At 59.3% G+C, this 17373-nt stretch carries 19 protein-coding genes and 1 pseudogene; 6 read left to right on the top strand and 14 right to left on the bottom strand.

Going from position 1 to position 17373, the window contains the following annotated elements; genetic code table 11:
- Window positions 1-61 precede the first annotated feature (61 nt).
- From purC to dapA, 4 genes are read right to left on the bottom strand one after another with little or no spacing between them, the layout of a single operon-like run.
- Window positions 62-775, bottom strand: a complete 714-nt coding sequence (purC, locus tag DU490_RS10580; RefSeq protein ID WP_114574255.1) for a phosphoribosylaminoimidazolesuccinocarboxamide synthase — start codon at window positions 773-775, stop codon at window positions 62-64.
- A 42-nt stretch (window positions 776-817) separates the two neighbouring features.
- Window positions 818-1633, bottom strand: a complete 816-nt coding sequence (locus DU490_RS10575; RefSeq protein WP_114574254.1) for an MBL fold metallo-hydrolase — start codon at window positions 1631-1633, stop codon at window positions 818-820.
- A complete protein-coding gene (locus DU490_RS10570) occupies window positions 1633-2601 on the bottom strand; it encodes a lipoprotein, NlpB (protein WP_258801606.1) in 969 nt (322 codons plus the stop codon). Before DU490_RS10570 ends, DU490_RS10575 begins: the two co-directional genes overlap by 1 nt.
- A gap of 57 nt (window positions 2602-2658) precedes the next feature.
- A complete protein-coding gene (gene dapA / locus DU490_RS10565; RefSeq protein WP_114574253.1) occupies window positions 2659-3543 on the bottom strand; it encodes a 4-hydroxy-tetrahydrodipicolinate synthase in 885 nt (294 codons plus the stop codon).
- Between the two features lie 180 nt (window positions 3544-3723).
- Here dapA and DU490_RS10560 point away from each other — a divergent pair, with 180 nt between their 5' ends.
- Window positions 3724-4200, top strand: coding sequence for a peroxiredoxin (locus DU490_RS10560; protein ID WP_114574252.1), 477 nt, complete (start codon window positions 3724-3726; stop codon window positions 4198-4200).
- Window positions 4201-4239: 39 nt separating this feature from the next.
- On the opposite strand, the gene DU490_RS10555 is transcribed toward DU490_RS10560, so the two are convergent.
- Entirely contained in the window at window positions 4240-5343 is a 1104-nt protein-coding gene (locus tag DU490_RS10555; protein ID WP_114574251.1) for an AI-2E family transporter, read from the bottom strand.
- Window positions 5340-5588 carry a sulfurtransferase TusA family protein gene (locus tag DU490_RS10550; RefSeq protein ID WP_114574250.1) on the bottom strand — a complete coding sequence of 83 codons (249 nt, stop codon included), beginning with the start codon at window positions 5586-5588 and terminating at the stop codon, window positions 5340-5342. The genes DU490_RS10555 and DU490_RS10550 overlap by 4 nt, the downstream gene beginning before the upstream one ends.
- 289 nt (window positions 5589-5877) lie before the next feature.
- Here DU490_RS10550 and DU490_RS10545 point away from each other — a divergent pair, with 289 nt between their 5' ends.
- Complete coding sequence (locus DU490_RS10545) at window positions 5878-7326, top strand: M48 family metalloprotease (RefSeq protein ID WP_114574249.1); 1449 nt, start codon at window positions 5878-5880, stop codon at window positions 7324-7326.
- A 163-nt stretch (window positions 7327-7489) separates the two neighbouring features.
- Here the strand turns inward: DU490_RS10545 and nadA are convergent, their stop codons facing one another.
- A complete protein-coding gene (gene nadA, locus DU490_RS10540) occupies window positions 7490-8518 on the bottom strand; it encodes a quinolinate synthase NadA (protein ID WP_114574248.1) in 1029 nt (342 codons plus the stop codon).
- A gap of 350 nt (window positions 8519-8868) precedes the next feature.
- Between nadA and DU490_RS10535 the strand changes: the two genes are divergently transcribed.
- A complete protein-coding gene (locus DU490_RS10535; protein WP_147270456.1) occupies window positions 8869-9117 on the top strand; it encodes a hypothetical protein in 249 nt (82 codons plus the stop codon).
- A 220-nt stretch (window positions 9118-9337) separates the two neighbouring features.
- On the opposite strand, the gene DU490_RS10525 is transcribed toward DU490_RS10535, so the two are convergent.
- The 4 genes and pseudogenes from DU490_RS10525 to DU490_RS17630 form a co-directional block, all read right to left on the bottom strand.
- On the bottom strand, window positions 9338-10555 hold the full coding sequence (locus tag DU490_RS10525) for an FAD-binding oxidoreductase (RefSeq protein ID WP_114574246.1): 1218 nt from the start codon (window positions 10553-10555) through the stop codon (window positions 9338-9340).
- 140 nt (window positions 10556-10695) lie between these two features.
- A complete protein-coding gene (locus DU490_RS17450; RefSeq protein WP_258801604.1) occupies window positions 10696-10866 on the bottom strand; it encodes a hypothetical protein in 171 nt (56 codons plus the stop codon).
- Window positions 10867-10883: 17 nt separating this feature from the next.
- Window positions 10884-11048, bottom strand: a pseudogene (locus DU490_RS17635) (DUF3618 domain-containing protein); the annotation flags it as partial.
- 381 nt (window positions 11049-11429) lie between these two features.
- Entirely contained in the window at window positions 11430-11531 is a 102-nt protein-coding gene (locus tag DU490_RS17630) for a GlsB/YeaQ/YmgE family stress response membrane protein (protein ID WP_114574269.1), read from the bottom strand.
- A 139-nt stretch (window positions 11532-11670) separates the two neighbouring features.
- On the opposite strand from DU490_RS17630, the gene DU490_RS10510 reads away from it, so the two are divergent.
- Window positions 11671-12273 (top strand): PAS domain S-box protein, encoded by a 603-nt coding sequence (locus DU490_RS10510; RefSeq protein ID WP_114574244.1) that lies wholly within the window; start codon window positions 11671-11673, stop codon window positions 12271-12273.
- A 22-nt stretch (window positions 12274-12295) separates the two neighbouring features.
- Window positions 12296-14890, top strand: coding sequence for a chemotaxis protein CheB (locus DU490_RS10505; protein ID WP_114574243.1), 2595 nt, complete (start codon window positions 12296-12298; stop codon window positions 14888-14890).
- Between the two features lie 93 nt (window positions 14891-14983).
- On the opposite strand, the gene DU490_RS10500 is transcribed toward DU490_RS10505, so the two are convergent.
- Window positions 14984-15376 (bottom strand): PRC-barrel domain-containing protein, encoded by a 393-nt coding sequence (locus DU490_RS10500; RefSeq protein ID WP_114574242.1) that lies wholly within the window; start codon window positions 15374-15376, stop codon window positions 14984-14986.
- Complete coding sequence (locus DU490_RS10495; RefSeq protein WP_114574241.1) at window positions 15373-15552, bottom strand: CsbD family protein; 180 nt, start codon at window positions 15550-15552, stop codon at window positions 15373-15375. Before DU490_RS10495 ends, DU490_RS10500 begins: the two co-directional genes overlap by 4 nt.
- Before the next feature lie 597 nt (window positions 15553-16149).
- Between DU490_RS10495 and DU490_RS10490 the strand changes: the two genes are divergently transcribed.
- Entirely contained in the window at window positions 16150-16434 is a 285-nt protein-coding gene (locus tag DU490_RS10490; protein WP_114574240.1) for a YqjD family protein, read from the top strand.
- A 161-nt stretch (window positions 16435-16595) separates the two neighbouring features.
- Here the strand turns inward: DU490_RS10490 and DU490_RS10485 are convergent, their stop codons facing one another.
- Window positions 16596-17318: a Crp/Fnr family transcriptional regulator gene (locus tag DU490_RS10485; protein ID WP_114574239.1), complete on the bottom strand. Its 723-nt coding sequence runs from the start codon at window positions 17316-17318 to the stop codon at window positions 16596-16598.
- Between the last annotated feature and the right edge of the window lie 55 nt (window positions 17319-17373).

Here is a 17373-nt window from a genome sequence, read left to right as displayed (position 1 = left end):
TCGCCATTACCTTCTCGTTGCTCACGTCATGCTGGCGGGGGCTGACGCCTATGCAAAGTGCCTATGCAAAGTCGACGCCGATCCGCCGCCCCACTTCCTCGTAGGCCTCAATCACACCCCCAAGCCCTTGGCGGAAGCGATCCTTGTCGAGCTTTTCGCGGGTCTCGGCATCCCACAGGCGACAACCATCCGGTGAGAACTCATCGCCCAGTACGATCTGACCATTGAATACACCGAACTCCAGCTTATAGTCCACCAGCAGCAGGCCACCCTCGGCGAAGAGCTGCTTGAGCACCGTATTGACCTTGAAGGTCTTCGCCTTCATTTCGGCCAGTTGCTCCGGCGTGGCCCAGCCGAAGGTTTCGGCCAACGACTCGTTGATCATCGGATCATGCAGGGCATCATTTTTGAGGAACAGCTCGAAGGTGGGCGGCGTCAGTTCGCGCCCCTCTTCCACGCCAAGGCGCTTGACCAGGCCTCCGGCGGCGATATTTCGGACAACGCACTCCACCGGGATCATCGTCAGCGACTTGACCAGGCTCTCGTTATCGGAGAGGCACTGCTCGAAGTGGGTCGGTATGCCTGCTGCCTCCAGCTTGCCCATGATAAAGGCATTGAAGCGGTTGTTGACCATGCCTTTGCGCGCCAGCGACTCCATGCGTTCGCCGTCGAAGGCGCTGGTGTCGTCACGAAACTGCAGGACCACGCGATCCGGATCATCGGTGGCAAAGACCGACTTGGCCTTGCCGACATAGAGTTCTTGACGTTTTTCCATAATGGTCTCCAGAAAGGGGTATTGCATACCGAAAAGGGGCTCTCAGACAATTGTCTGCCACTGCAGTCCGTGATCCTGGGCGGCAATCGTCAGACGAGAGGCGTCACCATCGAGCAGTGGCGTCAACGTCTCGAGCACAAGCTCAGGACGGTTGTTGTGTTCGGAAAGGTGCGAACAGACGATACGCTGCAGGCGGTCCAGCCCCAGCCGGGTAAGCAGAGCAGCTGCCTGGCCGTTGGCCAGATGCCCCCATTTACTGGCCACGCGGCGCTTGAGTATTGGCGGATAGGGCCCCGTGTGTAGCAGGTGCGGATCGTGATTGCATTCGAGTATCAGCGCATCGCAGCCGTAAAAGGCCTCAGCCACATGGTCGCTGGGATACCCCAGGTCGGTCAGTACCCCGAGGCGGCGGCCGGCGGCCTCGAAACGGAACTGAATCGGCTCGCGTGCGTCGTGAGGTACCGTGATCGGGTCGATGACCAGCCCTTTGATCGTGAAGCGCGACTGTGGGGTGATCCAGTGGAGCTTCGGCACCTCGCCCAGACGCCCGGAGAGCCAGACTCCCGGCGTCAGGTAGACCGGCACGCCATGGCGTCGTGCAAGCGGCCCCACGCCGCGCAAGTGATCGCCATGTTCATGGGTCACCAGCACGGCATCCAACTGGCGCGGGTGGATATCCAGCCGCGCCAGTCGGCGCTCGGTATCGCGTAGGCTGAAGCCGCAATCGACCAGAACCCAGGCCTCGCCGTCGCTCACCAGGGTGGCATTGCCCTTGCTGCCGCTGCCCAGTGACGCGAAACGCAGCCGCCCCGACAGGGGGGCGACCGGTGACGGGTCGGCAGCAGGCGGCTGAGGCATCAGCGCAACAGGCCTGCTACCCGCTCCAGCAACTCGCGGGCATCCCCTTCCGTAAAACGCCGCTCGCTCTCGTTGATGACGCGCAGCATGGTCCGCTCGGGCCCTTCGGACTCAAGCACAAGGCGAATCTCCTGCGGCATTTGGCGCACATCCGGGCTCATGATGATCTGAACCATGCCACGGTCACGCTCGGACACAGTCATGTAGCTGACCAGGAAGTCGTGCTGCTCGGGGTTCTGTTCGAGTAACTCGCGGCGATCCTCCACGGTGAAGCTAGCCTCCAGCTGATGATTGAGCTCGGCCCAGACCCGATCGATATCCAACGGAATCTGAACGACCCACTCACCATCGCTACGCTGCTCCAAGCGAAGGCGATCTTCTGCTGCGATCTGCTGGCCAGCCAGGGATGCGGTACTGGCAGTGGCGGTGCGTGCGCTGAAGTGCTGCTCCAGGGCGTCCAGGCAGGCTGCTACCGGGCGGCCCGATTGGTCGCAGCGCACTTCGCTATCACCCGCCCGCAGCCCCTGACGAACGCTCAAGCGACCCTGGTCGGTCTCCAGCACTCCGCGCGAATCGTCACTGCCCTGGACCTGCAAACCACGTGCGCGGGCAAAATCCTGTAGCTGAGGCCAAACCACACCGGGGTCTGCGCCTATCACCAGCCAGCGGTCGCTGCCGATCTCGCGCCGCTCGACGTAATCGCGCTCTATCGTACTACCGGAAACCATGCGCTCGGGGCTAGGTGCACGAAAGCGCTCGATGGAGCGCAATGAGCCGCTCGCCTCTGGCACCGGCATGGCGTCCCGATAACGCTGTACGTTGCGACCTTCCGGCAAGGCCAGGGGCGCACTGCGCTGGGCCTCCACATAGTCGATATTACGGTCATCATAGAAGCCATCGCGTGCGCAGCCAGCGGTCGCCAGGGCGATCACCGCCACCAGCGGCATCCATTTCAGCGCAGAATTCATGCGTCCACCTTGCATCGTGTTAGTCAGGGCATCGGGTTATCGGGTCCGGGCACAGCGTCAGTCGTCTGTCACCCCAGCCAGTTGCAGGGCCTCACCCACGGTCGAGTGGTACTTCTCGGATAGCCAGGTCAGCGGAAGTCGAATACCCGGCTCCAGCAGCCCCATGCGGTTCAGGGCCCACTTGACGGGGATCGGGTTGGACTCGATACCCAGATTGGTATGTAGCGGCATCAACCGTGTATTGATCTGGTGTGCCTTGTCGGCATCACCAGCCACGGCGGCAGAGCACAACTCGTGCATGGCCCTGGGCGCGACATTGGCGGTCACCGAGATATCGCCATTACCACCCATCAGCATGAAGTCACAGGCGGTGGCGTCGTCACCGGAATAGAGCATGAAGCCGCTCCCCTTGAGACGACCGATCAGGTCTTCGGCTCGCTCTAGGTTGCCGGTGGCATCCTTCAGGCCAATGATATTGTCGACTTCGACAAGGCGCAGCACGGTCTCGTTGTACAGATCCGAACAGGTGCGACCCGGCACGTTGTAGAGAATGACCGGCAACTGGCTACCTTCGGCCACCGCCTTGAAGTGCTGGTACAGCCCCTCCTGGGTCGGCTTGTTGTAGTAAGGACACACCGACAAGCAATAGTCGGCTCCCACCTCGCTGGCGTAGCGCGACAGCTCCACGGCTTCCGAAGTGGCATTGGCCCCGGTGCCGGCGATGACCGGGATGCGGCCATTGACCTCTTCCACCACGGTGCGTATCACATCGAAATGTTCGGCAAACGACATGGTGGTGGGTTCGCCGGTGGTGCCGGCCGCGACAATGCCGTCGGTGCCATTGTCGAGGTGGAAGTTCACCAAGCGGCGCAGCGCCTCCCAGTCGATGTCGCCATTGACCTTCATCGGCGTCGCCAGGGCGACAATACTGCCAGTGATCATCCTCTCGTTCCTCTCCGCTCATGCCGCTCTCGGGTGCCGAATGTCAGCAGGCCCCTCGATGCAAAGGGTAAATGGTACTCAGGCGGTCGAAGGCTGTACAGCAGCACGCACCGGTGTCTTTGACAGACGGGGCAGGGTTGCGTGTAATCAGGGCCTTACCAAAAGCCAAGGATACCCGTCATGACGCTTGCCATCGGCGAACCCGCACCGAGCTTCTCCGCCACTGCCACCAATGATACGACCGTCACCTTATCCGACCTCAAGGGTCGGCAAGTGGTGCTCTTTTTCTATCCCAAGGCCAGCACGCCCGGCTGTACCACCGAGGGCGGCGACTTTCGCGACCGGATGCGTGACTTCGAGGAAGTCCATACGGTCGTTCTCGGCGTCTCCCGCGACGGCATTCGTGCCCAAGAAAATTTCAAGGCCAAGCAGGCCTTCAACTTCGAGCTGATATCCGACAAGGATGAAAGCGTCTGCCGGCTGTTCGATGTCATCAAGCTCAAGAAGCTCTACGGAAAGGAGCACATGGGCATCGAGCGAAGTACCTTCCTGATCGATGCTGAGGGCAAACTGGCCCGGGAGTGGCGCGGCGTCAAGGTCCCGGGCCATGCCGATGAGGTACTCCAGGCCGCCCAGACCATGCATGCCGCCGGTTGAACGGCAGCATCCGCCCACATGCCGGGCGGATGCCTCTTGTTACTCCTCCACCCCCTCCTCAATGGCGCTCTCTTTCGCTTGGTAATGCTGGATGCCTCGTGGCCAGGCGTAGACCAGTGCCTTGAGCAGGGTAGCTAACGGAATGGCAAAGAAGATACCCCAGAAACCCCAGACACCGCCAAAGAAGAGTACCGCCACGATGATCGACACCGGATGCAGGTTGACAGCTTCCGAAAACAGAATCGGCACCAGCACATTGCCATCCAGTGCCTGGATGATGCCATAGGCGATCACGACATAAAGAAATTGATCGCTGAGCCCGAAATGAAAGCCTGCCACCGCCGCCACCGGCAGTGTCGCCACAGCAGCACCGATATAGGGCACCAGCACAGAGAATCCCACCAGAACTGCCAGCAACGCCGAGTAGGGCAGACCGAAGAAGGCGAAGGTGAAGAAGGTCACGGTGCCGACAATGATGATTTCGATGAACTTGCCGCGCACGTAATTCGCAATCTGGTCGTCCATCTCATGCCAGATGCGAGTCATCAGAGTACGTTGCTGCGGTAGCAGCGAGAGTGAAAAAGCGACCAGCTGGTCGCGATCCTTGAGCAGGAAAAAGACCAGGATGGGCACCAGAACCAGGTAGATTATCAACGACAGTACATTGCCCAGCGAGGCCAACGACAGTGTCAGCATCCGCTGACCGAACTGGGTCATCTCGCGCCCGGCGACCCCGATCCACTCCTGAACCTGATCCGGCGTGACCAGAGTGGGATAGCGCTCCTGCAGGTCGCCCAACCAGCGCTGACTACTGGCGAACATGCGCGGGGTTTCCTGAACCAGACCTACCAACTGATTCCATATCAGCGGCATCAGGATGAAGGCCAACGCCAGCAGTATACCGATGAAGCCCAGGAAGGTAACGATCACCGCTATCAGATGAGGCACACCTCTGCGTGTCATGGCATTGACCCCGCCTTGCAGCAGAAAGGCAATCACCAGGGCGGTGAGAAAAGGCGCCAGCATGCGACCGAACAGAATCACCACCGCAAAGCCGAGTATCAGCACCACCAGCAGGATCACTGCCTCTTCATCAGAAAAATAGTGGTCTATCCAGCCCTTGAAGACCTGACGCAGGGTCATGAAACAGGCTCCTCGCCCTTGCGAATCCAGTAGTGAAAGACCTCACCCCGCTCTTCACGCCCGACCAGCCCGTGAATGCTCTGGTCGGCAAAGGTCTCGAAGTCGCGCCACGACCCGGCATCAGTGGCGATGACCTCGAGCAGTTGGCCGGCCTCGAGCCTAGCCAAGGCCTGTTTCGCCTTCAGCAGCGGCAGTGGACACGGCAGGCCGCGGGCATCGAGCACGTCATCTGGTTGCAAAGCCATGGTAACTCCCGAGAGAATGCTAGTGGACGCAAAATGGGTGACGCACTTGGGAAACACTGCACAAATGCCTGCGCGAGCGAATCGCTGCGTTGCGCGGTGCTCGGAATCCTCACATATACCCCATATGCTCCGGTTCCTGTGCTCCGTGCGCCTTGCGCTTCATCTCGCTCGTCGATTTGTTCAGCGCCTCCCTTGCAACGAACGTCAAAACCCTTGAGATTTAAAGGCACTTTACGGGTCGAATCAATGTCGGATAGGCATTCGACTGCCCATTATGACGAGGTTGGCCATGCTGCGTAACATCCGCCCCTTCCTGACCGGCAGCGCCATGGTGCTGGCACTGGCCCTGACCGGTCCGGCTAGCGCCACGGATGACTATGGTCTGCCCAGCCTTACGACCGGCAACCAGGCCGTGAGTGGTGAAGAGTATCGCTTGGGTCGCGCCTGGCTGCGCCAGTTCCGCGCCCGAGTGCCTCAGTGGCAAGATCCCATCGCCCAGGACTATGTGGAGTCGCTGCTGGCGCGTCTGGTTCCCCACAGCGGGGTCGACGGCTCCCGTACGGTAGTGACCCTGGTGGATAGTCGCACACTCAACGCCTTTGCCGTGCCGGGCGGTGTCATCGGCCTGAACGCCGGCCTGTTCGCCTTCGCCGACGAAGAGGACGCGGCCGCCTCGGTGCTGGCCCACGAGCTCGGACACCTCTCCCAGCGCCACTATGCGCGCGGCCAGGCTCGCGCCGAGCAGACCCAGATTCCTGCCATGGCGGCCATGCTGGCAGGCATGCTGATCGCCGCCAGCGGCGGTGGCGATGCCGGCATCGCCGCCGCCATGGGCTCCCAGGCTGCCTTTATCCAGGATCAGTTGACCTACTCCCGGCGCTTCGAGCAGGAGGCCGATCGCATCGGCCTGCAGGCCATGTCAGAGGCCGGCTTCGACCCCCAGGCCATGGTGCGCATGTTCCGCGCCATGCAGCGCCAGGCCAGTCTCCAGGGCGGCAACCCACCGGAGTTCCTGCTCACCCACCCGTTGACCGAGTCGCGCATCAGCGATGCCGAATCGCGGGCCGTGCAGCTAGAGGCCGCCGGCTCACGTAATGCCGGTCCGGCCTATCACCTGATTCGCGCCCGTGCCCTGCTGACAATCTATCAGCGCGACCCACAACAGGCCGTCACCCGCTTGTCACAGGACGGCGCCCCGGCTTCGGCCAGACGCTACCTCGATGCACTTGTCGAGGCCCAGCATGGCAATATCGACAACGCCCTCAGCGCCCTGGATGGCCTGGCCCGCGAACTTCCCGACCTTGCCATGATTCCAGCCAGCGCCGCTGAGGTCGCCTTCGATGCCGGACGCTACGATGATGCCATCGAACGGAGCCGGCGCCAGCTGCGACTAATGCCTGGCTACATGCCTGCCACCCGCATCATGGGCGAAGCACTGCTGCAACGAGACCCCAACGAGGCATATCGCATCTTGCGAGATCTGGCCGAACGACGCCCGGAGGATCCCCAGGTCTTCACCCTGCTCGCTGCCGCTGCTGGCCGCAGCGATCGTGAAGCCTGGGGGCATCTCGCCCGAGCCGAGCACATGCAGCTGACCGGCAGCATCGATCAGGCCATTCGCCAGCTGGACGTGGCCAAGCAGGTTGCCGAGCGAAGTGGCGATGGCAACGCCGCGGCGCGCATCGCACAGCGGCGTGAGGACTTCGTGGGTTATCGGGAAACGATGGAAAAGTTTTAACGAGGACCGCGGCTTCTCCGTCGACAGGCCATCGCGGAGGCGCTGTGAACCCATCCCTGGGCGCTACATCCTTCATCCCTGAAGGATGACCTCCGCTTTGGCCTGTCCCCGGCGCCGCTGGCTCAGAGGCAACTGCGAGAACCGTACTGAGCAGTAGAGAACGTCACTTCTGGAAGTTGAGCATGCGCTCCAGCGGCTTGAGGGCGGCGTGGCGCAGGGCGTCGTCGACAAATATCTCGCCGCTGCCTTCACGCAGGGCGCCGGCCAGGTTGTCCAGCGCATTCATCGCCATCCAGGGGCAGTGGGCGCAGCTCTTGCAGGTCGCACCATTGCCAGCGGTGGGCGCCTCGAACAGGGTCTTCTCCGGCACAATCTGCTGCATCTTGAAGAAAATGCCGCGGTCGGTGGCAACGATCAGCTTGTCGTGGGGCAGCTCCTTGGCCGCCTTGATCAGCTGCGAGGTTGAGCCAGCCACGTCGGCCAATTCAACCACCGAGGCCGGCGACTCCGGGTGCACCAGTACGGCTGCCCCAGGATAGAGCACTTTCAGGTCCTCGATGCCCTTGGCCTTGAACTCATCGTGGACGATGCAGGCACCATCCCACATCAGCATGTCGGCGCCGGTCTTCTGCTGAATATAACCGCCCAGGTGCTTGTCAGGCGCCCACAGGATCTTCTCGCCACGAGCCTGCAGATGCTCGATGACATCTACCGCGATGGAAGAAGTCACCACCCAGTCGGCTCGAGCCTTCACCGCCGCCGAGGTATTGGCGTAGACCACCACGGTGCGATCGGGATGCTGGTCGCAAAAGGCGCTGAACGCGTCGGCTGGACAGCCGATGTCGAGCGAACAGGTCGCTTCCAGCGTGGGCATCAGCACGCGCTTTTCGGGAGAGAGGATCTTGGCCGTCTCGCCCATGAAGCGCACCCCCGCTACCACTAGGGTATCAGCCTCGTGGCGAGCGCCGAAGCGGGCCATTTCCAGCGAATCGGCAACACAGCCGCCGGTCTCTTCGGCCAGCTGCTGAATGGCGTCGTCAGTGTAATAGTGGGCTACCAGCACCGCGTTGTGCAGCTCAAGCAAATGCTTGATCTCGTCGATACGAACCTCGTCCTGAGCCGGAATACGGGTCGGGCAGTAGGCGCGGGCGAGGTGTTCACGCACCTCGATTCGGGAAGTCATGATCGTCATCGTGTCTACCACTGTGACTGGCAGGGGCTCCCCCTGCATGTATCGGGTACATCGCGTATTGCACGATCCGTGCAGGCGATGCGCCTGGGGCCCAGATTGCGTCTCTCGCTATCTCGACCTATCCACTCATTCTAGACCAGAACGGTGCAGTATCGACCAGCTCCGGCCAGATAAAGTGACATACAAATAGAATGGGGGCTTCGTCCAGCAAGATCAAGAGCGCTCGAGGCACTTGCGGTATGAGTTGCGACGGTGTGTTAGCGCACCGACAGCGGCCTGACCGCCTGAAACAATCAGGCAACCGATGCTTCACGACTTCGTGAATGCCGGGACAGCGACGCGAGGCCACCATGTCATCCCCAATCCAACACACTCCCGCTCCCACGACTGCTTCCAGGAAACTCACGCGCCTGCCCGATCGCGAGCCAGGCGAACAGCAGCACGGCTATCCCTTCAAACCGGAACGCTTGCCCGAAGCACCACTTGCAACACCTCCCCGCGAGGAGTTCGACGAGCCTGCTGCCTACCGCGGCGCTGAAGGCTACGACGAACTGGTGAGTCAGGATCGCAACGCGACCATCGCCGACGTTCCCTCATGATTTCCGGCTGACGTGGCCACAGGCGCTCGTCCACTGATCCGCAATGCCTACCCCTCCGGTGAACCCGATGCGGCCATCGAAAACCAGCAGCCGGCGATGAGTGCGATTGTTCATCCGACCGACGTTATACCAGTTCAGCGGTCGATATCGATGCAGCTGCACCCTGGCGGCCTGCATCGCGGCCAACTGCGACTGCTCCATCTTGTTGCTGCCGACCCAGTCAATGACGATTCAATCGTGCGAAGGAGAACAAAGCAGACAATGGATGCCGGCGGCGTTCGATTTGTGCTCGCAGCAATCCGGCGCCCAGCATGCTGTAGGTGATGCCATTGCCACCATAAGCCAGCGCGAATAGGATGCGCGGCCCATGCTCTGGATGAGTACCGAACAGCGGCAGCCCATCGCAGGTTTCGGCAAACGTGCCAGCCCAGGCAAACGCCGGTCGTGCATGAATGTGGGGGAACAAACGGGATACCTTGCGATGTAGCCTAGCCGACTTGCGATCGACCGACCGGTGCCGGCGCGCCGGGATGTCCCGGTCATCGTCTTCACCCCCCACCAACAGCCGTCCATCGCCGGTGCTGCGCAAATACAGATACGGCCGCGCAGACTCCCACAGCATCGTGTTTGCCAACCAACCCAGCTCGCCAGGATCGACGGGGTCGCTGATGTATGCATAGCTGCTGAGATTCCTTGCGACACGCTGGGGCAACCAGCGTTGGGATTCGTAGCCGCTGGCAATCACTGTGTGCTTCGCCCTGATCGACATGCCTCTGTCGGTGACCAATTTTACCGATTTTGCGGTTGCTGTGATGGAATTCACCTGTGTGCGATCGAACACGCGCGTGCCCTGTCGCTGCATTCTGCGTAGCAATCGTGAAGCGAGCCGGTAGGGATCAACCCTAGCCGCCACCGAGCTGAGGATTGCGGCTGGTGCAGTCAGTCCGTACTCATCCTTGAGTGCGGCACGGCTCAGCCAGCGAACCGGAAATCCGTACTGTTTCCGCCAGGCAAATTCGTCAGCCAGGCGTGGATGATCCGCGCGATTACTGGCGTAGTACAAGCTTTCACAGTTGGCGAAATCGACATCACCGACCGCATGCGCGACTGCTCCGATTTCGCTGATCGCGCTCAAACTGGACTGATAAGCAAGCAGCGCCGAGGCCTGATCGTAGCGCCTGGCGAGATCTATTGCATGGGTATCGATTTCATACTGCAGCAAGGCGGTGCTGGCTGATGTGCTGCCCCAGCACACATCGCGCTGATCGAGTACGACGACATCGTGTCCATGAGCGGCCAGTTCATCAGCGATCAACGCGCCGGTAATGCCCGCCCCCACCACCGCCACGTCGCAGTTCAGATCAGCATGAACCTGCGGGAAGGCATACATCAGACCATTCTTGACCGCCCAATATGGATATCCGCTTTTCAAGTCCACCGTAGCCTCCTCAGGATTCATGTCTGCCGCGTGCATCAGGCAGCGCCACCCGGCGACGATAGCCGCTTCGGGGCGTTAACACGCTGAGCGCAACCGACTCAACGCGATCATCTCGAAGCGGTATCTGCCACAGGAGCGTATTATTCCAACCGCACCGACTCGCGAACCTTGCGGTACTTACTTGCGGCTTCAGACATAGCCGAATCGACGCTACGATCTCTCGCGTCGCCGAGCATGTCGTCCTCCATCTGGGTCGGCGGTACCAGGGCAGCCAGGTTGCGACCAAACTCTCCACCGTGTTCGCGGGCCATTCCGAGGCCTGGTCAATGAGTTCACCGGCAGAGAGCTGATCAGACAGCTCGCTCGCGGTCCTACCGAGGCGGGCACGCGCCTGGCCGACTTCGCGCTCCAGTTGCTCCGGGTTTTTCGTTCCGTCATGTTGGTCGTCATCGTGGCGAAGACCATCTCTGCTGGTGTCGGTAGCGTTGTTCATCGGGTTGCCCTCTTCAATGTGTCTTTATCTTTATTTGTGGCCTCAAGCGTGCGACCCGGCACGATCGATAATATTTGCAAGGCTAGCTAAGAAACGACACGAATCGCACGATTGCCCATGAAGGCCCCGTTGGCTAGCTCATTCCAATCGACGCGTTTTTAATCAGAAATTGGCAAGGTTTCGGCGTAGCGTCTGTGCGCTACCAGACATTGGGAGCCCGTCGGGCTTAACGCTGATCTACTGCGAGATCGGTAAAACCGACAGACTCCGAGGCTTTGTTGAAAAGTCGGCGAGCAAAGGGTACGCAAGGAAAAAATCGGCGAAAATAGCCGCGTCGGCGTGTTGCCACACCAACTAAACAAGAGGATATGAATCGCTGATTTATGAGCGTTTTTTACCGTGCTGAAACAAGTTTACGACGGCGATCAGTATTATCGCGCCTATCGTTGACACAAAGTTGCCACTTAACCATCTAGAATGGATCCTATCAGGCTCTCAGTGCCAATCGTTTAAACGCCTAGAAAATTTAGCGCACCCAGAAAATACCTAAAATCCATATACTAATCCTCGTCGTGGCAAGCTACAATGGTAACTATATTCGGAAAGTACGACTGGAGCCCACATGCCCAAAACCATTGATGAATTCAATGTCTATACGACACTGAGAGGCAAGGCTGAGGCTCAGCTGCAAGCGGGCACGACACCGCTGTCAGGCCACTGGTCGATGGGCGTTGACGCTCTACGCCTGCTACATCAGCTGTCCAGCACCCCCGGCAAGGCGCAAGATGCCCTTAAGTTGCTTCACGAATTGCAGGTCCACCAGGTGGAACTTGACTTGCAGAACGAGGCAATTGCCGCCAATGAGCAGACACTCGTGGAGGACCTCGGACTTTACCGAGCACTCTACGACTACGCACCAATAGCCTATTTTGTCGTTGACCCCGGTGGTGCTGTCGTTCAAGGTAACCTAGCCGCAGCCGAGCTATTTGACGTTGGCCAGGATGCGTTGCCAGGACAGCGCATCGACACCTTTATCAACCCGGAAAACCGGCCACTCTTGCTTGGCATGCTTCAGCGTGTCGCCCAGAACGGTGTCAGGGATCGCTGCCTAGCCGGGGCGGTCGGGGGCGCACAGGTCACCCTGCACTTGCAATTTCAAGCATCCATGTTCCCAGGGGGCGAGCACATCCTGTTGGCCTGCTCCCCCTGCGCACCTGTGGAGTAACCCCGATTAACCAGTCTGTGCTATGAAGGCTTTGACGCTCACCAAACAACCGGTCACCCCCCCGGTGACCGCGCGCGTCATGGGTATTGGCGCTTCCGCTGGTGGCCTGGCGCCGCTGGAACAGTTTCTTGCCAGTGTCCCACCCCACAGCCACATGGCCTATGTGGTTGTGCAGCATCTCGACCCCAACCATAAAGCGCTGCTCACCGAATTACTCCAGCGCGTCACCTCAATGTCGGTACGGGAAGTCACCCAGGGCATGACCATTGAGCCGGACTGCGTGTATGTGATTCCACCAAATACGGAACTCAGCGTTGCCGATGGCCTACTGAACCTCGCACAGCCTATGGAACCCAGGGGGTTGCGCTTGCCCATTGATGTGCTGTTTTCTTCTCTGGCCAGCGCCAAGGGGGAGCAAGCCATCGGGGTGGTTCTATCGGGCATGGGCTCCGATGGCACCCTGGGTCTGCAGGCGATTAAGGCCGTCGGCGGCTTGACGGCGGTACAACAGCCCGACTCGGCGCAGTTCGACGCCATGCCAAAAAGCGCTATCGCCGCAAACTGTGTCGATATCATTGCCCCACCTGGTGAGTTGCCCGCGCGCATCCTGAGCTGCCTTGAACAGGTGCCCGAGTTAGGCACTCCTGATGGACTTTCGGCCGAACCAGGGGCAGAACCCGAGCTGGAATCAACACCCTTGCAACGCATTCTCTACCTACTTCAACAGCGAACCCGGCACGACTTCTCCCTCTACAAGCCCAGTACCCTGCACCGGCGCATTGAGCGGCGCATGGCGATCCACGCTATCGCCACCTTGGCGCTGTACGCAGATTATCTGCAGCGCAACCCTCAGGAGATCGACCTGCTCTTCAAGGAAGTGCTGATAGGGGTGACCAGTTTTTTCCGCGATGCCCCGGTCTGGCAGTATCTGGCGGACACCGCCTTGCCGGAACTGCTGGCGCGACAACCCAGAGAGCCCCACCTGCGTGCCTGGGCGGTAGGCTGCTCAACTGGCGAAGAGGCCTACTCCCTGGCCATGATCTTCACCGAGGTGCGGCAAAAGCTGTCACAAGCTCATGACGTCACCCTGCAGATCTTTGCCTCCGACCTGAGCCCGGACGCCATTGCCACGGCACGCCGCGGCCACTATCCCGCGAATATCAGCAACAGCGTCTCGCCGGAACGCCTGGCGCGATTCTTCACACCCCACGGCGACGGCTACCGGATCAACAGCGATATCCGTGACCTGGTGCTGTTTGCCCAGCAGGATGTGGTGCTTGACCCCCCATTCACCCGGCTCGACTTTATCTCCTGCCGCAACCTGCTGATCTACTTTGATCATAGCTTGCAGCGCAAGCTCATTCCCCTGTTTCACTACAGCCTGCGCACCGGGGGTGTGCTGTTGCTTGGCAGCTCAGAAACGGTTGGTCGCCACACTAAGCTGTTTGCGCCCATGCAATCCAAACTGCGATTCTATCAGCGCGTGGATAGCGCCCACAGCAGCGAAACGCGCTTGCCGATAAAGTCGTTTCCACCCCTATCCTGGATAGCCAAGGAGCATCCCGTGTCATCCAGCAGCACATCGTCCCAGAAAACCGACAACCTGCAAGCGGCAGCCGACCAGGTATTGCTGCAGGTCTACGCCCCTGCCGCGGTGGTGGTAAACGATGAGGGTGATGTCGTTTATATCAGCGGGCGCACGGGAAAGTACCTGGAACCTGCCGCCGGCAAGGCCAACTGGAATTTTCACGCCATGGTGCGCGAAGGCCTGCGCACACCCATTGCCAGAGCCTTACGCCAGGCCGCAAACCAGAGCGAACCGCTGCAACTTCAAAGCCTGCAGGTGCAGCTGCCCGGAGGTGGCATTCAAAGTGTTGATGTCACCGTTCAAGCGCTGCGAGAACCCACCGCCCTGCGCGGGATGAAGATGATCGTATTCCGCGACATCGCCTCGGCCCATGCCCGCTCGGGCAACAAGAACCCATCGAAAACAGCCGCGCAACAGGTCCAAGCAGCCGAGCTGCAACAATTTCAGGACGAAATTCAGACGCTGCGCGAGGAAAACCGCGCCTCCCAGGAGGAGCTACAGTCAGCCAACGAGGAATTGCAATCGACCAATGAAGAATTGCAGTCAACCAACGAAGAGCTGACCACCTCGAAAGAGGAAATGCAGTCCATGAACGAGGAGCTGCAAACCATCAATGCGGAAATGCAGACCAAGCTCGACGACCTCGCCCTGGCTCAGAGCGATATGAATAACCTGATGAACAGCATCGAGATCGCCATTCTGTTTCTCGACCAGAACTTGAATCTGCGTCGCTTCACCGACCGGGCATCAAAAATCATCAGCATCCGCAAAGGCGATCTCGGCCGCCCACTCAGCGACCTCACCACCTCCCTGCAGTATCCAGAGCTGATGGACGACGCCTTGAACACCCTGAGTACCCTGGCATTTTCCGAAAAACAGATCACCACCACCGACGACCGCTGGTATACGGTGCGCATCATGCCCTATCGCCGACTGGACAACATGATTGACGGCGTAGTTATCACCCTTCTCGACATCACCGAAACCAAGGAATTGGAACAGGCTCTGCGCAAGGATCTTAAATCATGAGGAAAGTCCATGCCACATGGCCTCGGCAACACGGTTGGTCCAGGTAGGCGTTGCTAGCCGGACCTTCCGCATTCGGCCTGCTGATCATTTAAATCACTTGATATAGAAGGACTCGACGGTCGAATTCCAACTGGCATCAGCCATGTTCGGCCATTGACCCTTGTCGAATCCCGGAGCGTTCTTTAATCGCTCAGCATTTACATCGAGCATGAACCGATTGTTTGCCTTGTCGTGCTTCAAGGCCTTCCACGGAACAGCGAACAGACGATCACCCATGCCCAAAAAACCGCCCGATGCCAAGACTGCGTAACATATTTTTCCCTCGGCCACATCGAGCATAACATCATGAATCTTGCCAAGTTCCTCATCCTGCATGTTATATACATCGTCGCCTGTTATGGTGGAGGCGCTCAGCAACACGGCGCCAGCCTGCAAATCATCGGCGACTACATGACTAGTATCAGATTGAATCGTTGAATGGTTCATTTTTTTGCCTTCTTGGCATCGTCATTGATTTTATCTAACACAACTCCATCTTCGTCACCATGCTTTTCAGCATCACCTTTCTGCTCCGTGGTTTTGTCGTCGCTTACCTTGTCGGAAAACTCCTTGGCATTACCCTTATCCTTTCCCGCACTATCTTTGACCTGATCCTTGTTCATATGCTGACCTCCAGATGACTGCGTAATTTAAACTCTGCCTCTCACTATGAACACATGTAAGAACAGGGTGGTAATGTAATCATAATTGTAACTCGGGGGCTGGTCTGTGCGGTGTCCAACTTATACGTAATCATTTTTTTAGACCAGGCTCAGGGGCACTGCGTCACAGGATCGCAATTCTGTGTCGTAGCGTACCGACAAGCGTGCGATCAGCCCCAAGCTGAAACGGCGTTCACGAGACTCGGGCACCGCATATCGTCGGCGTCGTGGTGAAGACTGATGCCTTCCCGGAGATTGGCGCACGAGGCGTTGAACTGGGCTGGGATCACATAGAGCACACCATGGATTATGACGAACCCTTGCTCTACAAGAACATGATGTAAAAATACTTCGGAACTCGCCCGAATACGAGTGCGATTGATCTAAGCTACAGACAGCGGTGACACGACGTGCCCCGCTGTCTGAACATCATGATCTGGCCTGAAGAACTCGACCAGAAGATATCCAGAGAAACCAATGGCGACGAAGAGCGTCATACCTGACAGGTCATCTTCACCCGGGGCCCGACATCTACACACCAACAAGGAGGATACGATCATGGCGACGAATGCAAGCGGACACGAGACCATCGATCAGGTTGCCGGCAAGGCTCATGAAGCTGTGGACAGGGCTGCCGGAACCGCTGGCAAGGCCGAGGAGTATGCTCGCGAGCAAGCGTCTCACGCCGAAGAGCGCGTTCGCGAGGTTGCCGTTCATGGACGTCAACGGGCTGATGATGCCCTCGAACGCGTGAGCAGCTACGTCCGCGAGAATCCATTAATGTCCATTGGCATCGCCTTTGTCACTGGCGCGTTATACTCGTCACTGAAGCGACGCCGGTAACGCTCGACATGGAGGACGCCAAAAGCCAGCGAAGCGAAGAGGCCTCCTGGCACGACAGCGAAGGCGACGGTGCCTGCTGAGCCAGTATCTCAGTGCTACCGCGCCTCCGGCGTACCCGCATGATTTTTCGGCTGCCGCCTCTGCACAGGCGCCAGTCGATTTCATGCTGTGCTTCCTTTGGTGATGACCCGACGGTAGAGGCTACGATCAGAGGCATAGCAACCGCAGGAGGCCTCGATCAGACCCACCCGATCCAGCACCACGATGTCTCCTCGGTGATAGCGGATCAGTTCTCGCGCCTGAAGAGCCATGGCAGCCAGGGTGATGCCGGCCCGACGAACCCCCAGCATCATGGCCAGAAACTCGTGGGTAAGATGCAGTTGGTCCGAGTGCGCGCGATCCTGTGTCATCAGCAGCCAGCGCGCCAAGCGAGCCTCGACTTGGTGAAAGTGGGTACATGCCACGACCCGGAATAACTGGTGCATGACCACATGAAGATAGCGCTTCAACAACGCCTGAAGCGCAGGGCTCTGCTCCAGGTGACGGCCAAATGCGACCGCCGGCAGGCGCAGTGCCGGCCCTGCACCCTGTACCAGGGCAAGACAGGGTGACACATCGACCCCGAGAATCAGGGGCGTCCCCAACATTCCTTCACTGCCGACCATCGCCACTTCCAACTGCTCCTTTTCACTCAGGTTGGCAATCTGGGAAATGAAGCTGTCGAGTGGGAAATGGACATGCTGGATCCGCCCGCCGTGCTCGGTGATCACCTCACCGAACACCAGGTCGATGGCCTCGCAGTCGGCAAGTAAAGATACCCTATCCTGATGCGGCAAGCTGTCGATAAGGTGGTTAGTCATCGGGTTGGAGGGGGAAGGCTTCATGTGCGCGCTCCTGGTTGAAAACATCGGCCGTGGACACATGGCAAGCAATCACTAG

The organism is Halomonas sp. DQ26W, from assembly GCF_003339685.1.
Classification (GTDB): domain Bacteria; phylum Pseudomonadota; class Gammaproteobacteria; order Pseudomonadales; family Halomonadaceae; genus Halomonas.
The sequence above is the reverse complement of the archived record's forward strand: the minus strand, read 5'-3'. Positions and strand labels throughout refer to the sequence as shown.